This window comes from Tolypothrix sp. PCC 7601 (assembly GCF_025677855.1).
Lineage (GTDB): Bacteria > Cyanobacteriota > Cyanobacteriia > Cyanobacteriales > Nostocaceae > Aulosira > Aulosira diplosiphon.
Genome location: NZ_CP064879.1, coordinates 4,967,516 through 4,988,710 on the forward strand (window position 1 = coordinate 4,967,516; position 21,195 = coordinate 4,988,710).

21 protein-coding genes are annotated in these 21,195 nt (G+C 41.8%); 12 read left to right on the top strand and 9 right to left on the bottom strand.

The window, feature by feature from the left end; genetic code table 11:
• Positions 1-253: 253 nt before the first annotated feature.
• From HG267_RS20355 to HG267_RS20370, 4 genes are all read right to left on the bottom strand, one after another.
• On the bottom strand, positions 254-1,906 hold the full coding sequence (locus HG267_RS20355; RefSeq protein ID WP_045873393.1) for an FAD-dependent oxidoreductase: 1,653 nt from the start codon (positions 1,904-1,906) through the stop codon (positions 254-256).
• Positions 1,907-2,395: 489 nt separating this feature from the next.
• Complete coding sequence (locus HG267_RS20360) at positions 2,396-3,982, bottom strand: glucose-6-phosphate isomerase (RefSeq protein ID WP_045873392.1); 1,587 nt, start codon at positions 3,980-3,982, stop codon at positions 2,396-2,398.
• A 107-nt stretch (positions 3,983-4,089) separates the two neighbouring features.
• A complete protein-coding gene (locus HG267_RS20365) occupies positions 4,090-4,347 on the bottom strand; it encodes a hypothetical protein (RefSeq protein WP_045873391.1) in 258 nt (85 codons plus the stop codon).
• Complete coding sequence (locus tag HG267_RS20370; RefSeq protein WP_045873390.1) at positions 4,348-4,557, bottom strand: hypothetical protein; 210 nt, start codon at positions 4,555-4,557, stop codon at positions 4,348-4,350. It abuts the gene before it with no gap.
• A gap of 225 nt (positions 4,558-4,782) precedes the next feature.
• On the opposite strand from HG267_RS20370, the gene HG267_RS20375 reads away from it, so the two are divergent.
• Positions 4,783-5,916 (top strand): branched-chain amino acid ABC transporter permease, encoded by a 1,134-nt coding sequence (locus HG267_RS20375; RefSeq protein WP_045873389.1) that lies wholly within the window; start codon positions 4,783-4,785, stop codon positions 5,914-5,916.
• The gene (locus HG267_RS20380) at positions 5,906-6,688 is read left to right on the top strand and encodes an ABC transporter ATP-binding protein (RefSeq protein ID WP_045873388.1); all 783 of its coding nucleotides are present in this window, start codon (positions 5,906-5,908) and stop codon (positions 6,686-6,688) included. Before HG267_RS20375 ends, HG267_RS20380 begins: the two co-directional genes overlap by 11 nt.
• 157 nt (positions 6,689-6,845) lie before the next feature.
• Here HG267_RS20380 and HG267_RS20385 read toward each other — a convergent pair whose 3' ends face one another.
• Positions 6,846-7,427, bottom strand: a complete 582-nt coding sequence (locus HG267_RS20385) for a metalloregulator ArsR/SmtB family transcription factor (protein WP_045873387.1) — start codon at positions 7,425-7,427, stop codon at positions 6,846-6,848.
• Between the two features lie 172 nt (positions 7,428-7,599).
• On the opposite strand from HG267_RS20385, the gene HG267_RS20390 reads away from it, so the two are divergent.
• Entirely contained in the window at positions 7,600-7,818 is a 219-nt protein-coding gene (locus HG267_RS20390) for a helix-turn-helix domain-containing protein (protein WP_045873386.1), read from the top strand.
• A 216-nt stretch (positions 7,819-8,034) separates the two neighbouring features.
• Here HG267_RS20390 and HG267_RS20395 read toward each other — a convergent pair whose 3' ends face one another.
• Positions 8,035-8,625: a Uma2 family endonuclease gene (locus tag HG267_RS20395; protein WP_045873385.1), complete on the bottom strand. Its 591-nt coding sequence runs from the start codon at positions 8,623-8,625 to the stop codon at positions 8,035-8,037.
• Between the two features lie 342 nt (positions 8,626-8,967).
• Between HG267_RS20395 and HG267_RS20400 the strand changes: the two genes are divergently transcribed.
• Positions 8,968-9,324, top strand: coding sequence for an ArsR/SmtB family transcription factor (locus HG267_RS20400; RefSeq protein WP_045873384.1), 357 nt, complete (start codon positions 8,968-8,970; stop codon positions 9,322-9,324).
• Between the two features lie 59 nt (positions 9,325-9,383).
• Here HG267_RS20400 and HG267_RS20405 read toward each other — a convergent pair whose 3' ends face one another.
• The gene (locus HG267_RS20405; protein WP_045873383.1) at positions 9,384-10,670 is read right to left on the bottom strand and encodes a glutamyl-tRNA reductase; all 1,287 of its coding nucleotides are present in this window, start codon (positions 10,668-10,670) and stop codon (positions 9,384-9,386) included.
• Between the two features lie 210 nt (positions 10,671-10,880).
• Entirely contained in the window at positions 10,881-11,918 is a 1,038-nt protein-coding gene (glpX, locus tag HG267_RS20410) for a class II fructose-bisphosphatase (RefSeq protein ID WP_045873382.1), read from the bottom strand.
• Between the two features lie 281 nt (positions 11,919-12,199).
• Between glpX and HG267_RS20415 the strand changes: the two genes are divergently transcribed.
• From HG267_RS20415 to cysE, 5 genes are all read left to right on the top strand, one after another.
• Entirely contained in the window at positions 12,200-12,772 is a 573-nt protein-coding gene (locus HG267_RS20415) for a DUF981 family protein (RefSeq protein ID WP_045873381.1), read from the top strand.
• A 96-nt stretch (positions 12,773-12,868) separates the two neighbouring features.
• Positions 12,869-13,180 (top strand): glutaredoxin 3, encoded by a 312-nt coding sequence (gene grxC, locus HG267_RS20420; protein ID WP_045873380.1) that lies wholly within the window; start codon positions 12,869-12,871, stop codon positions 13,178-13,180.
• Between the two features lie 775 nt (positions 13,181-13,955).
• Positions 13,956-14,447: a hypothetical protein gene (locus HG267_RS20425; protein ID WP_045873379.1), complete on the top strand. Its 492-nt coding sequence runs from the start codon at positions 13,956-13,958 to the stop codon at positions 14,445-14,447.
• Between the two features lie 5 nt (positions 14,448-14,452).
• Complete coding sequence (locus HG267_RS20430) at positions 14,453-14,578, top strand: hypothetical protein (protein ID WP_255325324.1); 126 nt, start codon at positions 14,453-14,455, stop codon at positions 14,576-14,578.
• 42 nt (positions 14,579-14,620) lie between these two features.
• A complete protein-coding gene (cysE, locus tag HG267_RS20435; RefSeq protein ID WP_045873378.1) occupies positions 14,621-15,385 on the top strand; it encodes a serine O-acetyltransferase in 765 nt (254 codons plus the stop codon).
• Between the two features lie 70 nt (positions 15,386-15,455).
• Here cysE and HG267_RS20440 read toward each other — a convergent pair whose 3' ends face one another.
• Complete coding sequence (locus tag HG267_RS20440) at positions 15,456-16,043, bottom strand: Npun_F5749 family FMN-dependent PPOX-type flavoprotein (protein WP_045873377.1); 588 nt, start codon at positions 16,041-16,043, stop codon at positions 15,456-15,458.
• A 156-nt stretch (positions 16,044-16,199) separates the two neighbouring features.
• On the opposite strand from HG267_RS20440, the gene nrdJ reads away from it, so the two are divergent.
• The 3 genes from nrdJ (at position 16,200) to HG267_RS20455 (ending at position 20,933) form a co-directional block, all read left to right on the top strand.
• Complete coding sequence (nrdJ, locus tag HG267_RS20445; protein WP_045873376.1) at positions 16,200-19,721, top strand: ribonucleoside-triphosphate reductase, adenosylcobalamin-dependent; 3,522 nt, start codon at positions 16,200-16,202, stop codon at positions 19,719-19,721.
• A gap of 182 nt (positions 19,722-19,903) precedes the next feature.
• Positions 19,904-20,122, top strand: a complete 219-nt coding sequence (locus HG267_RS20450; RefSeq protein WP_045873375.1) for a hypothetical protein — start codon at positions 19,904-19,906, stop codon at positions 20,120-20,122.
• A gap of 526 nt (positions 20,123-20,648) precedes the next feature.
• Positions 20,649-20,933, top strand: coding sequence for an RNA recognition motif domain-containing protein (locus tag HG267_RS20455; RefSeq protein ID WP_045873374.1), 285 nt, complete (start codon positions 20,649-20,651; stop codon positions 20,931-20,933).
• The last annotated feature ends 262 nt before the right edge of the window (positions 20,934-21,195 follow it).

The window sequence follows — 21,195 nt, forward strand, 5'->3', positions numbered from 1 at the left end:
CGATTGGGTGACGGTTGCGTCCCCCAAACCCCCTCCAAAATTATTGTTCGGTTTTTTTGTTGAGTAACTAGTTTTTTGGTTTTGTTATCAATTAATTTTCTTAACTGAACTGTATTTACAGATAAGTAGGGCACGGCACCAGTAAGATAATTTGATGTATCACAAGATGGTCGATGTTCCCTACATGGACTTTATCTGTTGCAAACATTATGTGAATTGATATCAGCCTACATTGAAGCTATTTCTAAATAGATTAGTTTTTGCTCGCCTGATAAGTTTTAAAACCGCCACTGAGGTTATAAGCATTAAAACCATTTAGCCTTAAAGCACGAGTAGCGTAATAACCCCTTTGTCCGACTTGGCAATAAACCCAAATCTCTTTTTCTGCAGGTAGTTCACTCATGCGCTGACGCAATTCAGGAAGGGGAATATTAATTGCTCCTTCTACATGGCCTGCTGCAAACTCATTCACCCCACGCACATCTAAAAGTAAGCCATCTAATTTTGCTAAATATTCCCAATGTGCCAAAGGTGCATCTTGATTTAGATCGTTAGCTGCAATCATCCCAGCCACATTTACTGGGTCTTTGGCTGCACCAAACTGAGGAGCATAACATAATTCAGCTTCTTCTAAGTCATACACTGTTGCTCCTAGTTGAATTGCCATTGAGATCACATCTATACGCTTTTCTACCCCATCTTCTCCCACGGCTTGCGCTCCGAGAATTTTGCCATCGACGGGAGAAAACAGCAGCTTCATATTAATCGGCTTGGCGTTGGGATAATAACCAACATGATGCCCAGGATGTAGGTAAACTTTGTCATAGCTCCAACCTAAGCGCTTGAGTGTTTTCTCATTCGCACCTGTGGAAGCGATCGCTAATCCTAATAAGCCACATACTGAGGTTCCTTGTACACCTCGAAAAGTAGTATTTCTACCGAAAATAGCGTTGGCAGCTATTCGCCCTTGACGGTTAGCCGGGCCTGCTAAAGGAATGAAAGTCCATTCTTTAGTGACAAAATCTTGTACCTCCACTGCATCCCCCACAGCCCAAATGCGGCGATCGCTAGTTTGCATCTGTTCGTTAACGCGAATCCCTCCCCTTGAACCAATCTCTAGCCCCGCAGCCTTAGCCAGTGTGGTTTCTGGGCGGACACCAATTGCTAAAATTACCAAATCTGTGGTGTGGATTTCTCCAGATTCTGCGATCGCGTTAATGGTGCCATCAGGGTTAGATTCAAACCCAACGACTCCATCCCCTAGACGCAACTTCACACCATGCGCTTCTAGGCGATCGTGAATTGGCGCTGCCATTTCTGGATCTAGAGGTGCCATCACCTGAGATTGATTTTGTAATAAAGTCACTGCTATCCCGCGATGCAGAAGATTTTCGGTCATTTCTAAGCCGATAAAGCCTCCACCCACAACTACAGCGCGCTTGACTTGCTTTTGCTCAATCCATTCTCGAATCCGACGGCTATCAGGAATAGTTCGCACAGCAAAAATTCCCGGTAAGTCAATTCCTGGTAGTTGGGGTCGAATTGAGGCTGCTCCTGGTGCTAGTACTAAAGCATCGTAAGATTCTTGGTAAATTGCGCCTGTTTTATTGTTTTTTACTTGAATTGTGGCTGCTTCTTGATCTATGTCCAGCACTTCATTTTCTAATCGCACATCGATATTAAACCTATGTTTGAATAAGTCTGCATTCGCAACGATCAGCTTTTGCTCATCAGTAATCACATCACCAACGTAGTAAGGCAGTCCACAGTTAGCAAAAGAGACATACTGACCTCTTTCAAACATAATAATTTCTGCAGTCTCCGATAAACGGCGCGCCCTCGCTGCACAAGAAGCACCACCAGCAACACCACCAACAATCAAAAGGCGTTTTCGTTCGCTTGTCATTTTTTAAACTCCATTATTCAAAATAGATGTAACAATACCTCAGAGCTAAAACGCCAGATTTTCTGACATCCTGCTCACAAAAACTGCAATATCAATAGAAATGGGTAATTAAGGCTACAGACTAGAATGTCGTTTTATATTTTCATTATACTACTATATAGTAGTATAGCAAATTTAAGTACTATTGACTGTGAAGTGCCAATGACCAGCTATCTTTAATTGCACTCCTCTACTTAGGGAACTCCAAAAAATAAATTATTCCCTTTAAGTCGTTGACTGTTAACTGTGAACCGTCAACAGTCAACAGTCAACAGTCAACAATGAACAATAGCAATGGAATATTTTTTTACTTGGAAGTCCCTTAAATACAGTTAAGCACCCTGAGAATAGAAGTTTACGCTTCAATCGCCAGGATGCTTAAAGATAAAAAATTGTTGTCAATTCAACAATATGGAAAGGTAGTTTGATTGATTTGTAAGCTATATTTTGTTAGCTGACAGAAACTTTTAAACTGCTGGGTTGTGCGAGATTACCTTGAAAGACTACGCCTCGTTGATTGGCTTGTAGATGACGCAGAATTTTGTAAATAGACTCAATTTCTTGAGATGCACCTGCTTTCTCGGCAATTTCATCGAGAGTTAGAGCAGATTTTGTTGATTGCAGTACTTCTAGGACACGTTTTTGCAAGTCAAGAATCGCGGCGGCAGCTTTTTTACCAGCTTCAACCCCTGGTTGATGGTAAGCGTTGATGTTGACTAAGCTTGCATACAAGCCAACAGCACGTTCATATAAAGCAATTAACGCCCCGACAGTACGCGCATTGACTTGGGGAATAGTAACTGTGATGGAATCACGCTGATTTTCATACAGCGCTTGTCTGGTTCCTAACAAAAAACCAGAAAGGTAATCGCCTGATGTTACACCAGGATCAATTTCGGGAGAGGGACTTTTACGATCTTCTAAAACTTCGATTAAGGTAGCAAAGAAATTGGGTACACCTTCGCGCAACTGTTGGACATAGGCGTGTTGATCGGTTGAGCCTTTGTTGCCATAAACAGCGATACCTTGGTAGACGGTGTTACCATCTAAGTCTTTTTCTTTACCCAAGGATTCCATAACCAACTGTTGCAAATAGCGGCTGAACAACAGCAAGCTATCTTTGTAAGGCAGCACCACCATGTCTTTTTCACCCTTACCATTACCGGCATAGTACCAAGACAAAGCCAGTAAAGCTGCTGGGTTATTTTTCAAATCAGCTACACGGGTAGCATCATCCATTTCCTTCGCACCTTCTAGCATGGCGCGAATATCAATGCCTTGCAATGCAGCTGGTACTAAACCCACAGCAGACATTTCTGAGGTGCGTCCTCCCACCCAATCATACATGGGGAATCTTGCCAGCCAGCCTTCAGATTTGGCGACTTTATCGAGGTTACTGTCAGCGCTGGTAATAGCAACTGCATATTGAGCAAAGTCTAAATTTTGCCCAGCGTAGGCTTTTTTAACTTCAATCATCCCGTTACGTGGTTCTGGTGTACCTCCAGATTTGGAAATCACCAAAACTAAAGTGCTAGCGAGGCTATTTCGTAACTGAGTCAGAATGCGATCAATACCTGCGGGATCGGTATTATCGATAAAGTGAATTTTCAGGGGTGGAAAATCAGAGGATAGGGCTTCGGCGACAAATTCGGGGCCAAGCGCAGAACCACCAATACCTATAGAGATGACATCGGTAAAACGATTAGCTCTAGGAGGATGAATAGCACCTGTTTGGATTTTCTCTGCAAAGGCTTCGATTTGTTCTAAGGTTTGGACAATTTCTTGAGTGAGTTCTGGAGTTGGTGCTAAATCGGGATTCCGCAACCAGTAATGTCCAACCATGCGATTTTCATCCGGATTAGCGATCGCACCTTTCTCCAGTTCCGCCATATCCGCAAACGCCTGATCAAACTTCGGCTGCAACGACTCCACAAAGGCATCATCAAACCGCATCCGACTAACATCAAGATACAGCCCTAATCCCTCGTGGAAATATAACCAATCCTGGTATCGTTGCCAAAGTGCTTTAGCATCCATAAGGGAAATCTCAACTTAACGTGTTTTTCACAAACCAGTTTAATGTAAGGCTATAGCGATCCCTGCTTTGCCTTATACAGTTTTAAGTGTTGACCTCAGCTCTGGGCTTAGACATCTGGCATAGGGATGACACGCAAAAATTTGACAATTTCGCCCCTCACTTCGATGCCAACTAAATATTCATCTATAGTAAAGCGGTGAAATATTGCCTCATCATCAAGCTGACGAAATTCTGGGAGCGATCGCATCTGCCAATGGTGAGCGAATTCAAAAAAGACAAAATTATACACCCGCTCATAAGCAGATGTTTCTAAACTTTTCAGGTCTAAGAGAAATGACCTGGTATAGCGTACTTCCAGAATCACTTAAGTTTCACTTCCAAAATACATTAACTGTCTGATCGCTTCTTCTTGGGTTAATATATCCCACGGTTGTTGCGATCGCTTGGCTTGTTCTATCGCTTTGAGCATATAACAATCACAATGCAAATTGTAGACAGCAGCCCAAGTACTTGGCAGATCCTCATCCGCTAACAGATCGACTAAGTGATGAATTCTCGTTCGCAGCAAGTTCATATTTCTCCTCTTAGCCCTCACCACACAATAGTATGCCCATTTGTTCAGCAATGGTTATAAACTATGGGGAATTGGGGATTGGGGGCTGGGGAACTCGGGGCCCCCTCTGGGGATAAGGGGTAATGGGGATTGGGGACTGGGGAGCAGAGGGAGCAGAGGGAGCAGAGGGGGATGAGGGGAACAAACACCAATTACCAATGACAAATGACAAATAACTAAATATCTATGTTTGAATATTTAATATTTTTAGCAATTTCTACAGCCACATTTGCATTGTTTAGTTTGGGACTGAATTTGCAGTGGGGTTTTACAGGGTTAATTAATTTTGGTCATATCGCTTTTATGACCTTGGGTGCTTATACAACAGTATTATTAAGCCTCAAAGGTGTTCCTATACTTGTTTCGGCGATTGTGGGGGCGATTGTGGCGGCGTTGTTGGGGTTGGTAATTGGGTTTGCTACTCTGCGCTTGCGCGAAGATTATTTGGGGATTGTCACCATTGGGGTGGGAGAACTAATTCGGTTGGTGGTGAATAACCAAGATTTACCAGTGGGCGATACTTGGATATCTGGGGCATTTGGTGTACAAAGTTACCCTATTCCTTTTTCGGAAACGCCGAATTTATTTTTCAGATTTGTGATGATGGGATTGCTGACGCTGCTTTTAGCGGTGACTGCGTTTTCATTGTGGCGATGGATTAATGTTACTCGTATTTCTGGTGCTACTGAGAATGTAACGCGCAAAACCAACAAACAGGAATTTATATCACGTTTAGTTGTAGGGATAATCTTGGGGCTGCTGGCAATAGCTGTTTATGTTTCTGGCATCATCAGTTTATATAACTACATCCCCAAAGCAGGTTTAATGCTGGTGGCGCTGTTAGTCTTAGCATTCGTCTTCTGGCGGTTGGAAATGTTAGTGCGATCGCCTTGGGGTAGAGTGCTAAAAGCCATCCGCGAAGATGAGGAAATTCCCAAGGCGCTGGGAAAAAATGTCTTTTGGTATAAACTACAATCACTAATGTTAGGCGGTGCGATCGCGGGGATTGCTGGTGGTTTCTTTGCTTGGCAACTCAGTGCTGTTTACCCCGATAATTTCCAACCACAGCTCACTTTTGACGCTTGGATTATGGTAATTTTAGGCGGTTCTGGGAATAATATCGGCACAATTTTAGGTACGGTGATTTACTTTGCTTACGATGCCATTACCCGCGAAGTTTTACCGAAAATTATTCCCCTAGACGAAGCCCGTCTCGGCGCATTCCGCATCATGGTGATTGGTTTAATTTTGATGGTACTAATGATTTGGCGGCCACAAGGTATCTTAGGGAAAAAGGAGGAACTTACCCTTGGTAAATAACCCATCACCCCCACTTCCCCTATTAGCGGCTACTGGGCTTTCTAAAAGCTTTGGTGGCATTAAAGCTGTGAATAATGCCAATATCGAAGTAGCAAAAGGCAGTATTACAGGCTTAATTGGCCCCAATGGTGCTGGTAAAACCACCTTTTTTAACTTACTTTCTAACTTCATTCGCCCAGATAAAGGACGAGTGATTTTTGACGGTGAACCAATTCACCACCTGCAACCATACCAAATCGCCCAGCAGGGAGTAGTCCGCACTTTTCAGGTAGCCCGGACTCTTTCGCGGTTGTCGGTGTTAGAAAATATGCTACTAGCGGCGCAAAAACAAACCGGGGAAAATTTTTGGCAAGTGCAATTGCAACCCCACATTGTCGCCAAAGAAGAAAAGCAACTGCAAGAACAAGCCATGTTTTTGTTAGAGTCAGTCGGTTTAGCCAAAAAAGCCCATGACTACGCAGGTGGTTTATCTGGGGGACAACGCAAGCTGCTAGAAATGGGGCGCGCTTTGATGACAAATCCCAAGCTAATTTTGTTAGATGAACCAGCAGCCGGCGTAAATCCCAGATTAATTGATGATATTTGCGATCGCATTCTCAACTGGAATCGCCAAGATGGCCTGACATTTCTAATTATCGAACACAACATGGACGTAATTATGTCCTTGTGCGATCGTGTTTGGGTACTTGCTGAAGGACAAAATTTAGCCGACGGTACACCCGCAGAAATTCAAACTAATCCCCAAGTTTTAGAAGCTTATTTGGGGAAATAATATATTGGGCATGGGGCATTGGGCATTGGGCATAGGTAATTGGTAATTGGTGTTCATTATTTATTCCCCTTTTCCCCCTTCCCCCTTGTACCCAATCCCCAATCCCCATTACCCCTTATCCCCAGAGGGGGCACCGAGTTCCCCAATCCCCAATCCCTCATATCCGCCAATAAACGCCTTCTTCTCGCGTCATTAGCTTATAGCCAATTAACTCTCGCCTCAAAGTAGCGTAGTCAGGATGGTAAAGCTGGAGAGTTTCATTCACTGCTCGTTCTGGATACTGAACCCCCTCTTCAAATTTACTCGCCAGCCACTTGAGAATGACTAAGCGCTTTTTGCGGCTAGCGGGAATTTCCTTGAGGCGTGGTACTTCCTCAAGATTCTTGCTGTCACTCTCCAAATAGTTCTTTAAGACTTTGCTTTCCCAAGCTGCAACATCTACATCCTCTATTAAGGATGCCATTTTCTCTGGGGTGAAAATTTCTTGGCTGAGACTTTGTAAAACTTCGCTATCCAAATGGTAAAAGCGGCTATTACCCTCTGGGCGCATAGTTACTAAATTTAATTCCTTGAGTTTTGACAGGTGATGTGACACTGTCGGTTCTTTAAGTTGCAATAGCACTGCTAGCTCTTCAACACTACACTCTTGGTTTGCTAATATACCTACAATTTTTAATCGACTTTCGTCTGCCAACACTTTGAAAAATTGCAGTAGGGTTTGAAACTGTTCTTTCCTCATAATTTGTTATAATCGAATTCGATTCCAATCTAATTAGAGAAAAATCGAATTGGCTGTGTTGTCTCCCTCTAAACAAGTAGGGGGTATTTTGTCGTGATTGTGAATTATTGTTAATTCTGCGATTTGTTCGGTCAGAAGTTGAGATTTCTTAAGTAGTTCTTCACATTTCGCCATGTTCAGATCATTCACAAATCGAAAGAGAAGGAACGGAAGTATACCCAAACAGGGTACTTCATTTGTACAGGCTGCTAGATTTTTAGGTGTAGATCAAAGTACTCTTTATATGGCTTTGCAAAAAGGGCAAATTCCCACTAGCAGAAGAAATGGACGCACTGTAATTAGTCAAGGCGCTTTGATGGACTATAAAGCTAGAACTCGTCCTATGTTATAAGCTATTCTGAGCGCAACTATTAACAATTTAAAACAGTGGCTATCATAACTACCACAAATCCATGTAACCCGAACAAGGATTTATAAGTTTGGTAGTGAGGTATTTTCTATTCCAGCAATTTTCAATTTAATCAGCCACCTATAAAGGCACAACATTGTTTGTGCCTTTATTTATAATAATTTAGGTTGCAATATCAATTATTAATTACAATTTTTCTTAATCTTCGTCATTTTCTGCAAAATTAACTTTCTCGTAAAGGTCTCGCAATTCAATTTGAAAATCCACAGTTTGCAGTGATAAAGTTGCAGATTCACCTTCAATTTCTGTAAATGACCATTGACTCGCGGCAGTTTTTACATATTGCATTACATGATACTCATATTGGTCAATTAAAATATATTCTTGGAATTCTGGAATAGAGCGATAATAAAGAAATTTATCACCTTGGTCATAGTTTTTGGTGGATTTAGAGAGAACTTCTGCAATTAATAACGGATTCATTACTGTTGTTGTATTAGTTCCTGTGTAAATCGGTTCTCCTTCGATTACCATGACATCTGGATATGTATGTTGCCGATAACGGGGTATCCACAAACGGACATCACCAATATAAACATCATAATTTTTGCCTTTTAAAGCAAACTTCAAGTAAGCATAAAAGTTGCCTGCAATTTTATTATGATTGGTAGTTCCACCCGTCATCGGTACAATTTCTCCATCCCGGTACTCGCTTTTATAGTCTGCTTTTTCTTCAAGTTCCAAATATTCTTCAGGTGTGTAATAGCGCTTTTGGGTTTCTAACTGCATAAATATAGCATCTATAATTATTTGACTATACTAAATTCTTTTGACCCAAGTGATAACTTGCAAATTTTACTTTGCTTCTATTCCTATCGTACTCAATATTTTTTTGTTGGACACTTAAAGGGTAAATAAAAACTTTTGACCCTTACCCTTCTCAACTAAATTACGAGTCCAAAATCTTTAACTTGAGACTTATTTAATTGTAATAATTTCTTTTTTTGACTGTTCTACTATCATACCAATATTCTTGCTCTGTCTCAATTAAGACTAAGGTATGAATATAAAGATTATATTACCATATAGTATAATAGTAGAAATTAACCCATAAAGTATTATTACTTTTTTATGTCAGAAGTTTTTCCTGGGGCATTAAGCCCAGTTGCTGACTATTTTAAAGTCTTGTCTGAAGTTAGTCGGCTACAAGTTTTATGTTGTTTGAAATCGGGTGCCAAAAATGTTACGGAAATTATCGCCTTAACAGGACTCGGACAGGCAAATGTGTCGAAGCACCTCAAAGTCTTGACTCAGGCGGGTATTGTTAAAAGAACACCAGAAGGTGTCAGCGTCATTTATGAAATCGCCGATCCTATATGTTTTCGATTATGTGAGTTAGTATGCGATCGCCTCGCTGAAAGATTAGAGGAGCAAACCCAACAGCTACAAAGCCTTAAGCCTCTAGCTACTGCTAGCAAAAGGTTCTAATCTTGAGTCATTGCTGGTGCGTGGGAGCAAATCCTAACGCACCAATGATGTCTGTAGACTTAGCTAAACTGTTCCTCTGCATCTAGGTTAAATAACATTTGCAGAGTCTGCATACATCGCCGTCTAGCTTCTACATCTTGTTGCGCTCGCAATTGCACCATCGGATCGTGTAAAATTTTGTTAACGATGCCTCTCGTTAAAGCTTCGATGACTTCTTGATGCTTTTCTGCGAATTCCGAACCCAAGCGCGACAAAGCTTTTTCTAATTCCTGTTCGCGGATGGTTTCCACTTTATTTCGCAGACAGCTAATGGTAGAGACAGTCTCTAAACTGCGCCACCAAATATCAAAAGCTTCTACTTCCTCATCCAGGATTTTCTCGGCTTCTTGAGCCATTTTGCGGCGGCTTTCATAGTTTTGTGCCACAACCGCCTTCAAATCATCCACGTTGAACGCCTGGACGTTTTCTAGCCCATTTACATCAGAATGGACGTTGCGGGGTACAGAAATATCAAATAGCATCAGAGACTGGTTAGGCTCTAACACCATTTCTAATTTCGCACGATCCAAAATGGGGTCTGTAGCGGAAGTGCTGGTAAATACCAAATGACTGTTGGCAATTACTGCCATCATTTCTGATAGCGGATGAATTTCGATTGGCTGATCTGGGAATTGTTTAGCCAATTCTACGGCACGTTCACGAGAGCGATTTAAAATACTAATTTGCCCAGCACCTTTAGAAACGAGGTGCTGTACCAACAAGCGAGACATTTTACCAGCACCAAGAATAGCAACTCGACAAGCTGCTAAATTCTCTACCTTCATGTGCGCCAATTCCACAGCCGCCGAACTGATAGAAACTGCGCCAGTACCAATGCTAGTTTCAGTACGAACTCGCTTACCTGCTGTTAAGGCTTGTTTAAATAATCGATTGAGAATTGTTTTTATACCGTTATATTGTTGTCCCAGTTTGTGGGTATTCTTCACCTGAGCGAGAATTTGCCCTTCTCCCAGTACGAGACTGTCTAACCCAGCAGCTACTCGCATCATATGCATAACAGCATCTTCATGCAACAACATGAATAAGTGTTGTCGCAAAGATATTACAGGTAATTTGCTGTATTCGCCCAGAAACTGAGTTACTTCCCGAATCCCATGTTCGGTTTCGCCAGTGACGATGTAAATTTCCAGACGGTTACAAGTGCTGAGAATAGCAACTTCGTCAATATGGGGAAAGCTGGTAAGTTGAGCGATCGCGCTTTCTGTTTGAGGTTCTGGAATACTCAGCTTTTCCCGGATTTCTACTGGGGCTGTTTTATGGCTTAACCCCACCACTGCTATATTCATCTGCTAATTAGTAATTGCTAAATGGTGATTGGTAAGTGGTGATTGGTCAGTTAGGAGTTCATAGAATTCATAACTCCTAACTGAAAAAGTGCTGAGGAATAATCAAGAGACTATAGTCTGGGAGTACTACTGGGTACTCAATACCTCAGCGATTCAGTCAGAGTGGCGCTTTCGCCACTCCTAACTGCGGTGACTCCGCGCTACAATTGTTTACCGCAATTGTACGGTCTTAGGATGCTCAAACATGTGGATGGTATCCACAAACCGAGCGGTGTTTGACTGATTGGAAATAACTAGGCTTTGAGTTCTGGCTCCACCTTTGAAGAAGCGTACACCTTGCATCAGATTTCCAGAGGTAATACCACTAGCAGCAAAAAGTACAGTTTCACCAGATGCGAGTTCATGAGCATCATAGACCTTATCAGGGTCGTTGATATTCATGGATTTCAAACGATCTAGGTTAGCTTCTTTGCTTTCGCCAATTAAGCCTGTTTTGACGATCGCAGGGTCATAAATCAACTGACCTTGGAAATGCCCACCTAGAGCGCGCATAGCGGCGGCAGAAATTACTCCTTCTGGTGCTGCACCAATACCCATTAGGGCGTGGATATTAGTACCAGCAAAACCACAAGAAATGGCTGCACCAACATCACCATCGGAAATTAGTTGTACTCTCGCCCCAGCATCGCGGATTTCTTTAATTAAATCGTTGTGGCGTTCGCGCTTCATTACAACTACCACAAGTTCTTCAATAGAACGATCTAGACACTCGGAGAGAATTTTGAGGTTTTCCGTTGCTGACTTGTTAATGTCCACCTTGCCTTTAGCTGCTGGTGGTGCTGCTAACTTCTTCATGTAGAAGTCAGGAGCAGCAAATAAGCCACCTTTTTCTGAAATTGCCAATACAGCCATTGAGCCAGGTTGGCCGTATGCTACCAAGTTCGTACCTTCACATGGGTCAACGGCAATGTCAATTTCAATCAATTCATCTGGATTACAGAAGTCCTTAGCATCTGGACTGGTGCAGATACCCACCTCTTCCCCAATATATAACATGGGAGCATCATCACGTTCGCCTTCGCCAATGACAATGCGACCACGCATATAAATTTTGTTCATTCTTTCCCGCATAGCTTCCACTGCAACTTGGTCAGCAGTGTTCTTTTCGCCCTTACCCATCCACTTGGCGGATGCGATCGCGGCTTGCTCTACTACCTCAATAATCTCTAATCCAAGTGTATTTTCCACAGAGTCGCCCTCTCAACTGCTTGACTTCGCGTCGTTTTTTCTAGCTATTCCAGTCTTCAAGTCTACCAAAGGGCGGATACACGTGGAAAATAGTCTTAATGAGGCTCTATGTTAAGTTTTAATGCTAACTAAATTTTGAAGTTATATTTGAAACATTATATTACCTAACAATACTTAGAGACAATTGCTAAATATTGTCAAAAGATAAAACTGTATCTGTAGAGCAATATACAAAACATCAACTCAAAGGTATTTTCTAGTAAACGCTCTGGAGATAAATCATGTTTATTGACTACATCACTTTGATGTTAATCAATATGGTAGCTGGATTATTTCTACTAGCAGATTATGTCTATCGGGGGATAGTTAGCGATCATCAGAAACATTGGATTCCTGGCTTTGGGGTAACAGGAGCGATCGCATTAACCACAGGGTTACACATGAGCTTTACTTGGCCCGTTCGCGGTAGTTTTAACATCGCTTTTGGTGAAACCACAATTTTATTAGGAATTTTATTTATTGGTGCTGCGATCGCGCTTGCTTTGGGATGGGATTTACTCACACTCGCAATTTACGCATTCTTTGCTGGGTTAGTTGCAGTTGTTATCGGTTTCCGCATTATTAATTTGGGACTGACAAAACAACCTTTAATTTCAGGAATAGGTTTTATCCTTACAGGCTTAGGCGGTGTTTTTGCTGCACCTACTCTGTATTTGAAAACTAACCGAACTTGGCGCTTAATTGGCGCAGCCGTTCTCATCGCAGCAGCCCTAATTTGGGCATTTATTGGTTATATGGCTTACTGGAATCATTTAGAAAGTTTCCAACAATGGGTTCCTGCGCCAATGCGGTAAGAGACTACTGTTAAATTACGAATTACGAATTACGAATTACGAATTGTCATGTTTTAAGCTAGAGAAAATCCCGATAAATTTACCATCCCTTAAAATATGCTGGACTTTCTCAATCCGCTTTTAAATCGACACCCAGAGCGAGTTAAAGCCAACGTCGAAATTTATACTTGGCAAACTTGTCCTTATTGCATTCGCGCTAAAATGCTGCTGTGGTGGAAAGGTGTACAATTCCAAGAATACAAAATTGATGGCAACGAAGCTGCTAGAAGTCAAATGGCAGAACGTGCTAACAGTCGGCGCACAGTACCACAGATTTTTATTAACAATCAACATATTGGTGGTTGTGATGACCTTTATGAGTTAGATACCAAAGGTCAACTTGACTCCCTCTTAGCTGAAGTTGCTTAACTTGCAATACTTGTCGGTTAAGGGGAAAAGGGGAAGGGTAAAAGGGGCAAGAAAAAACCTTTAACCCTTACCCTTTCACCTTTTCCCCAAACCAAATTCCGAGTTGAAAATCCTTAACCGAGCAGTATTGGCTTAACTTGCATTTCTCACAAGCAGCAAATAGAGCAGATTTAGGTTTGTTTAAGCGCAGCGCAACCCAACATGGATTTTAAAAGCTGAACCTATATTTCCTTGTTGGGTTTCCTTACTGGCTCCCCAACATACTAATCTGGTGAGAAGTTTGGGTCATGCTTACTATTACAGCCCTTTTGAAGTGAGTGAAGTAAATCATGAGTAATGAGTAATGAGTAGGAAATTTACTTATTACTCACTACTTATTACTCATTACTTTTTTCAATTCCATCGCATCTGCTGTAATTTATCTCCGCAACTTATGGAAAAATATTACTGATGTCATGATGGTTCTGACCCCTCATAATTAACAGTTTTATAAACTTTTTAGAAACAACACAGAAAGTTTATCTACTCTTGTCTTTACTAAAATAAAAAATTCAATAACTGGCACTACATTAAAAATTTAAATATAACAAAAAATTAAACTTTAAATTTTATTAAAAATTACATTAAATTTCATTTAAAAAAACACACTGTTGGCGCTTTTTTTAGCCATGAATTGTGGCAGATTTCAATGTGTCACAACTCCGGAAATGTTCCCAAAAAATGATTACAATAAGTATATATAGTTACTTATAAAATTGCTTGGTGGAGGACTACTATGAAAGATTTTCGCCTCCGGATTAAATCTCAATTAGGCTGGCTTTTAGCTCTAGGTGCTGCTATCGTCGCGCAACCCGTAATAGCACAGACAGCAAACTTTGGCACACTGAAGCTATCCGCAGGCTTTAATCCAGCGCAAGGAGTTGTGGAAGGATATACAGGCGGATCTTACTCACTGTCTGCCATTAGTAACCGCGATCGCGAGAAAAAAGCCTGTATCGGTTTTGCAGATCCCCAGCCAGATCACATCATTACCTTAGAGAAAGACTTTGCTCGCCTCAAATTCCTAGTTAATAGTGGTGGGTACGATACAACTATGCTCATCCAAGGCCCAGATGACTCAACAATTCGCTGTGGCGATGATACTGGTAAAAGTAAAGATGCCAGCATCGATGATCGCGACTTCAAAAGCGGAACTTATCGGATTTGGATAGGTACCTTTAACTCTGGAGACAAGCATAACTACACTCTGACAGTGCAGCAGCCGTAGAGGGATTGGGGATTGGGGATGATGAGGGAGATGAGGGAGATGAGGGAGATGAGGGAGAAATTTCTATTACCCATTACCAATTACCCATTACCAAACACCCAATTTGTTACGAGTTACACCGAGAAAGATAATATGGGAAGGTAGCTCGTTTTGCTTTCCGAGGTTACTATCTCGTGCTATCTACAATGCGTGCCGACTTTAGCATCATCTTTGAACGTGACCCAGCTGCTCGCAACTGGTTGGAAGTTTTATTCTGTTACCCCGGTTTGCAAGCTTTGCTATTTTATCGGCTGGCTCACTGGCTGCATATTATTGGTATTCCTTTTATCCCTCGGCTGATATCTCATTTAGCTCGATTTTTGACGGGAATTGAAATTCACCCAGGTGCAACCATTGGACATGGCGTGTTTATTGACCACGGTATGGGTGTAGTAATTGGCGAAACTGCGATCGTGGGAGACTATGCGCTAATTTATCAAGGTGTCACCCTTGGTGGTACTGGCAAAGAAAGCGGCAAACGCCATCCAACTTTAGGCGAAAACGTGGTAGTTGGCGCAGGTGCAAAAGTACTAGGAAATATTCAAGTTGGTAATAATGTTCGCATTGGTGCTGGTTCAGTAGTGCTACGTGATGTACCTTCTGATTGCACCGTTGTTGGTATACCTGGCCGGATTATCTATCGTTCTGGAGTTCGGGTTGCACCTCTAGAACACAACAACTTACCAGACTCCGAAGCCGAAGTAATTCGTGCTTTAGTAGACCGAATTGAAGCATTAGAAGAACAAATACAAGTTCTTCAGCGTAACCAATCTGCTGATAAAACACCTGTTTTTGCGGGTCACTTAGCTGTTGAGGAACAGGAACCCACCAAAGAAACTGTTTGGTGTAACCTCAGAGATAAAGCCATCCAGCAGTTCTTAGATGGTGCTGGTATATAGCAATTGTCATTGGTTATTGGTCATTTGTCATTTGTCATTAGTTATTTCTTCTCGTACCCCTACCTTTTAATTAGGGATTAATTTCTTCACTAGACCATTCTTGCTGCCCATGGCGATGGTACAACCAGCGATTTTGTGGCTCACCGCGTAACTTTAAATGATCTACTTGTGTAGGGTCTAGTAGGAGTAAGCAAAAATTGGGTAATGGCTGACTGGGATCTGGTGGGGGTGGAGAAAAGGTAGCTTGTTCATCTTTATTTCTTACTTTACCTGGATGAGGCCAAGCAAATTGTATCCGCGCTGCATCGCTTAATTCTCTCCAAGTAGAAATACGTGCTAATGCTAATTCTGGTTGAGAATTATCGCTTTCGACTGAGGTTAAGTTACCAGTAATCCTAAATTGCTCTCTGGAATTGGGGAAGTACCAGCAGACTTCTGCCCAAGACTGTTGCTGTATCTGTTCAGCTTTCTCACTGCGAGAATCAGTAATAAATTTTAGCTGATTAGTATCTGCTAAAAAGCCACGAAAAACTATAGTTCGATTGGCAGGTGTACCATTTGCTCGTACTGTTGCTAATTGTACGTAACGGGCATAAGCCAGACTGCGATTTTGATGGAGAGCATGAGCGATCGCACTTCGCCAAGGAGCAAGAGACATGACGCTGAAAAACGGAAACAATATTATACATTATTGCCGAATGTTGCATTTTGTACTGTTGTGAAGTAAGCGCAAGTTGTCCCTTTTGGCAATCTTTCATCCTAAATCTACTTAGTCTATAGTCTTAATCTGTCAGCACGCAACAAGACTGGATTTATGGTTCGAGAGCTTGAAAGAAAACGCCAGAGTACAAGGTTTCCCGAAACTGCCCCTGCAGCTAATCCTGTATTTTTCAGAACCTATAGCCGCCGCAGCCCGGCAGGTTTGAGAGAAACTTGGGATGAAGTATGCGATCGCACTCTTCAAGGCTTAGTGGAATTGGGGAAACTCAGCCGTGAAGAAGCCGAGATTTTAGACAAGATGCAGCGTAACATGAAAGCCCTACCCAGTGGACGCTGGTTATGGGTTGGTGGTACCGATTGGATAGCCAAGCCAAAAAACTTTTCTGGAGCTTACAATTGCACTTCTACTAACCTTCAAGACTGGAAAGCCTTTGGGTTGATGATGGATTTAGCCATGATGGGCTGTGGTACCGGAGCCATCATCGAACCAAGATATATTAATCAGTTACCGCCAATCCGCAATCGCCTTAATGTCAAAGTTCAGGGTGAAATTGGTGCTACTCCCAAAGACCAGCGTCGAGAGTATACGGAAATTTCTATACAGGGTAATCAAGTTACAATCTACGTTGGCGATAGCCGTGAAGGTTGGGTGGAATCTTATCAAACCTTATTAGAACTTTCTACAGATGAGAAATTTAGTGGAGAAGTTCAAGTATTTGTTGATATTAGTGATGTTCGCCAAGCTGGAGAAACCTTAAATGGCTTTGGTGGGGTGGCTAATCCAGTTAAATTGCCGATCCTTTACCAAAATTGTGCATCTATCCTCAATAAAGCTTTAGGAAGACAATTAAATTCTGTTGAGTGCTGTCTATTAATAGATCAGGCTGCTGTCACTATTGTTGCAGGCAACATTCGTCGCTGTCTACCTGAAGACGCTCTAGTTCATACTTCTAAAGGTCTTGTTCCCATTCGTGATGTGCAAGTCGGTGACTTAGTGCAGACTCCTCTGGGATTCCGGCGAGTTGTTGATAAATTCGACCAAGGATTTCAGGATATCTACGAAATTGAAACTAATGCTACTTATCCCAGAGCAACTTTAAACCATAAACAAGCAGTTATGGCAGATGCTCAAGGAGGAATTGCTTGGAAGTCAGTTGCTAATTTAGCTGAAGGCGATCGCCTTCAACACAATATACAGGTGCTTCCTGGAACAGTTACCCATCTTCCGGCTGATTTTACAGAATCTAGACCTGCTCAAAGCAAAACCGTTAAGCCGTTGATTATTCCTGATTTAACGCCCGAAGTAGCTTGGTTGATCGGGTTTACTCATGGTGATGGCTATGTTGCGCTCGGTCGTAATAAATATGGTAAGCCCTATGGCCGTGTTGAATGGGCAATGAACAGCTTAGATATCGAACTAACTGCAAAAATTCAAGCTAAGATTGACGCTGCTTTAGCATTATTCGGATTGACAGCTACTCATGGCGTTATCAAAGGTGAAAACACAGCTAAGTCAATCTGTTCGTCTATGCGCTTGGCTGAGTACTTCCATCGTTATATTAAACAGCCTAATGTTCCCCTAGTAATTCCTAGTTTTATTTTGCAGGGTTCAGTAGATATTAGGGCTGCATACCTAGCTGGATTAATGGATAGTGACGGTGCAGTTAACAACCGACCCCCTCATTTAGTTACTTCAGTCTATAGATCATTTATTAGACAAGTCGGCTCAGTTTTATCTAGTTTAGGTATCGCTGGTAGAATTGCCATTACTTATCCACAAAAGCAAGAATGGCAAGTTAAATATAGCCTGAAACTTCCAGCCCTCAAAGAGCGTTATAACGCCCTGATTGCTCCTCATTCCTTGAAGGGTCAACTGCGTCAAGGGTTAAAAATGTATGGTTTTACTGTACCTGGCGCAATCATGCGGGAAGCTTACACCTATAGCGAAATGCGCGAAATGGGATTTCAAGGTTCTCGCAGCGTTGATGCTAACTATGAGCGCTACATCGCTGAGGCTGATATCTCACTTGATATTCCCGTCACAGTTAAAGGTTTGGGTAGCTACGATTACGTCCAAACTTATGACATTGAAGTGGAAGAAGCCCATTGTTTTTACTGCGATGGCTATCTGACACATAACAGTGCTGGGATGCGCCAGTTTAAGTCTGACGATCAACTAGGCGCTACTGCCAAAGATAACTTATGGCAGCAAGATGCAGAAGGTAACTGGCGAATAGATCCAGAGCGTGATGCTCTCCGGATGGCCAATCATACCCGAGTTTTTCATCGCAAGCCGACATTAGAAGAATCTATTGATGCTGTTCGTAAACAATATTACAGCGGTGAAGGTGCAATTCAATGGGCTGGTGAAGCAGTAGCTAGATCTAACATTGATTTACTACCAACATCGGCATTAAAAGTTGATTTCTTAAAGGCTTACGAACAAGGAAAAGCAAAAGATTGGTTGCAAGAACACTATCCGCATTTGGATATTGAAGAAATAGAACATCGTTTAGCGAGGTTCGGATTAAATCCTTGTGGTGAAATTATCGGTAGTAACTTTCACTGTAATTTGTCCGAAATTCACCTGAATCAACTTGACCCAAAAAATTACAAAGAACAAGAGGAAGCTTTCACTGCTGGGGCGCTTTCTGTCGCTTCACTTTTAAACCATAAATTCCTCGAACCTCGCTATCAGAAAAGCCGAGAATTAGACCCAATTGTTGGGGTTTCTTTTACAGGCTTATTTGATTTCTTTGTTCATGCTTTTGGTGTTGATTGGTTGCGGTGGTGGGAAGCAGGAAGACCTGCTACGGAACAAGGATTGGCATTTAAGCGCCAAGAAGCGGAATACCTGAGTTACTGGAAGGATATTGTACATCGGGCAGTTTGGGATTATTGCGATCGCCATCATCTCAAACGTCCCAATCGCTGTACAACTGTCCAGCCTAGCGGTACTAAAGCACTATTAACAGGTGCTAGCTCCGGTTGGCATCCCCCCAAAGCACAAAGATTTATTCGCCGGATTACTTTCCGCAAAAATGACCCCGTAGCCTTAGCTTGTATTGACTACGGTTACAATGTGATTCCTTCTCAATCTGACAAAGATGAAAATGGTCATTTGCTCAATGATCCCTTTGATCCTCGTGTCAGCGAATGGTTAGTAGAAATCCCGGTAGCTGTACCTTGGGCCGATTTACCAGGAGCCGACCAAATTGATGTTTCTAAGTTCTCTGTTTTAGCTCAATTAGATTTTGTGATGCAAGTTCAGAAGCATTATGTCACTCATAATACATCTGCAACTTTAGAGCTACGTTCTGATGAAGTAGAGCCTTTGGGACAGCGGATTTACGAAGCCATTCAAAATGATGAAGGATATATTTCCGCAGCCCTTTTAGCTCGGTTTGATGATTTACAATCCTTCCCCCGCTTACCTTTTGAACCAATAGATAAAGCCACCTACGAGCAATTGAGTCAAGAAGTCAAAGCACGCCGAATTACAGATGATTTCTGTGCAGTGCTGAGTCGCTATGATTTAGGCGAATTGTCGGAAGCAGGCCCATCTGGTTGTGATTCAGATAAATGTATGTTCCCTGAACAGCAACCAACCTCATAAGGCACAATAACCAGCAAATGAGGATGAAGTGAAAATCTAGATACCCGACTTACTAAATTAAGTCGGGTATCTGCGTATTCAAGACTTTTGTATACTACGCTACTAATAATCTAATTTTGATTTCCACGTTACGATCAATAAAGAAGTAATAATTTTATAAGGCTATTACCAGGAGACTCTTAATGTTCATTGATGAATTGTCACCTATTTTCAAAGAACTTACCCAACACCCAGTCTCATTTTTGGGAGGATTCTTTTCAGGGGTGTTTCGGCTTAACCTTGCTGATGATCCCGTGAAAAGCTGGCTAGATAAACAAACTGGCTCAACCACTTACACCTCAACTGGAACTGAGGCTCATAATGGTAAAGCAGGTGGGCCTCAACAGATTACGATTGATTAAACTTCCGCATCATGCAAATCCAGCTTGAAAAATAAGGCTAGGATTAGCAACTAGTAGTCCACCACTTTGATTCATCTGTCAAAATTAATGTGGTGTACTACTAATACGCTGTGCTCAATTCAAAAGTCAAAAAGTTTATAGTCTAGGCTGTTAGCTGGTTGACTTACGTAGCAATGTACTAGACAAATTTACAATCTTCACTATTAAGTAATTCTTATATATACTTAGTATAAGAATTAACTATTATACGATAAAATTAGAAAAATATATAATAACTATTAATTTTATGTTATGAGGGTTTGTAAAATCTCATACTTTGAAAAATATCACGATCAGTTATTATATGAGCGTATGAGTAAGTTCAGCCACATGGCCCATTTAGTTGTAGACAATCCCCCCATTAGGGTTGCAGCGCTACAACATTCGCCATCTGTGAATCAGAGGAAACTGTGCCAGAGTTGCAAGTTATATATATCTGTTTTTTAGCTGAACTCATCGCTCCTTGTTGAAACTTACGTGATCCCACATGACTATTTACGTTGGAAATCTCTCCTACCGCGCTACCGAGGCGGATTTAAGAGCAGTTTTTACAGATTATGGCGAGGTCAAAAGGGTAGTTCTACCTACAGACCGCGAAACTGGTAGACTTCGGGGCTTTGCATTTGTTGATATGACTGAAGATGCCCAGGAGGATGCTGCTATTACTGAATTAGATGGTGCAGAATGGATGGGCCGTCAACTCAGGGTCAATAAAGCTAAACCACGGGAAGATAATCGACGAGGTAGCTGGGCTAAACAACAAGAGATATAAAATCTATGGAATACGATAATAGCAAATAGGTTTCTAGTTACGCAATACCTGAGTAGGTAAAATCTACTAGAAGCAGTTTTCCATCATAGAACTATCTAAAAATTAGACCCGACTAGTTGCGATCGCTAAACAGATTCCGATCTCTGGTCGGTTTTTCGCATTTTTGCAAAATTAATAAACAATTTCATCCAGCCAGAGTTAGCACAATAATATTAGTCTGCCAACCCAAAAATGTTAGGTGGAGGTTGGGAAAAGGTTAAAG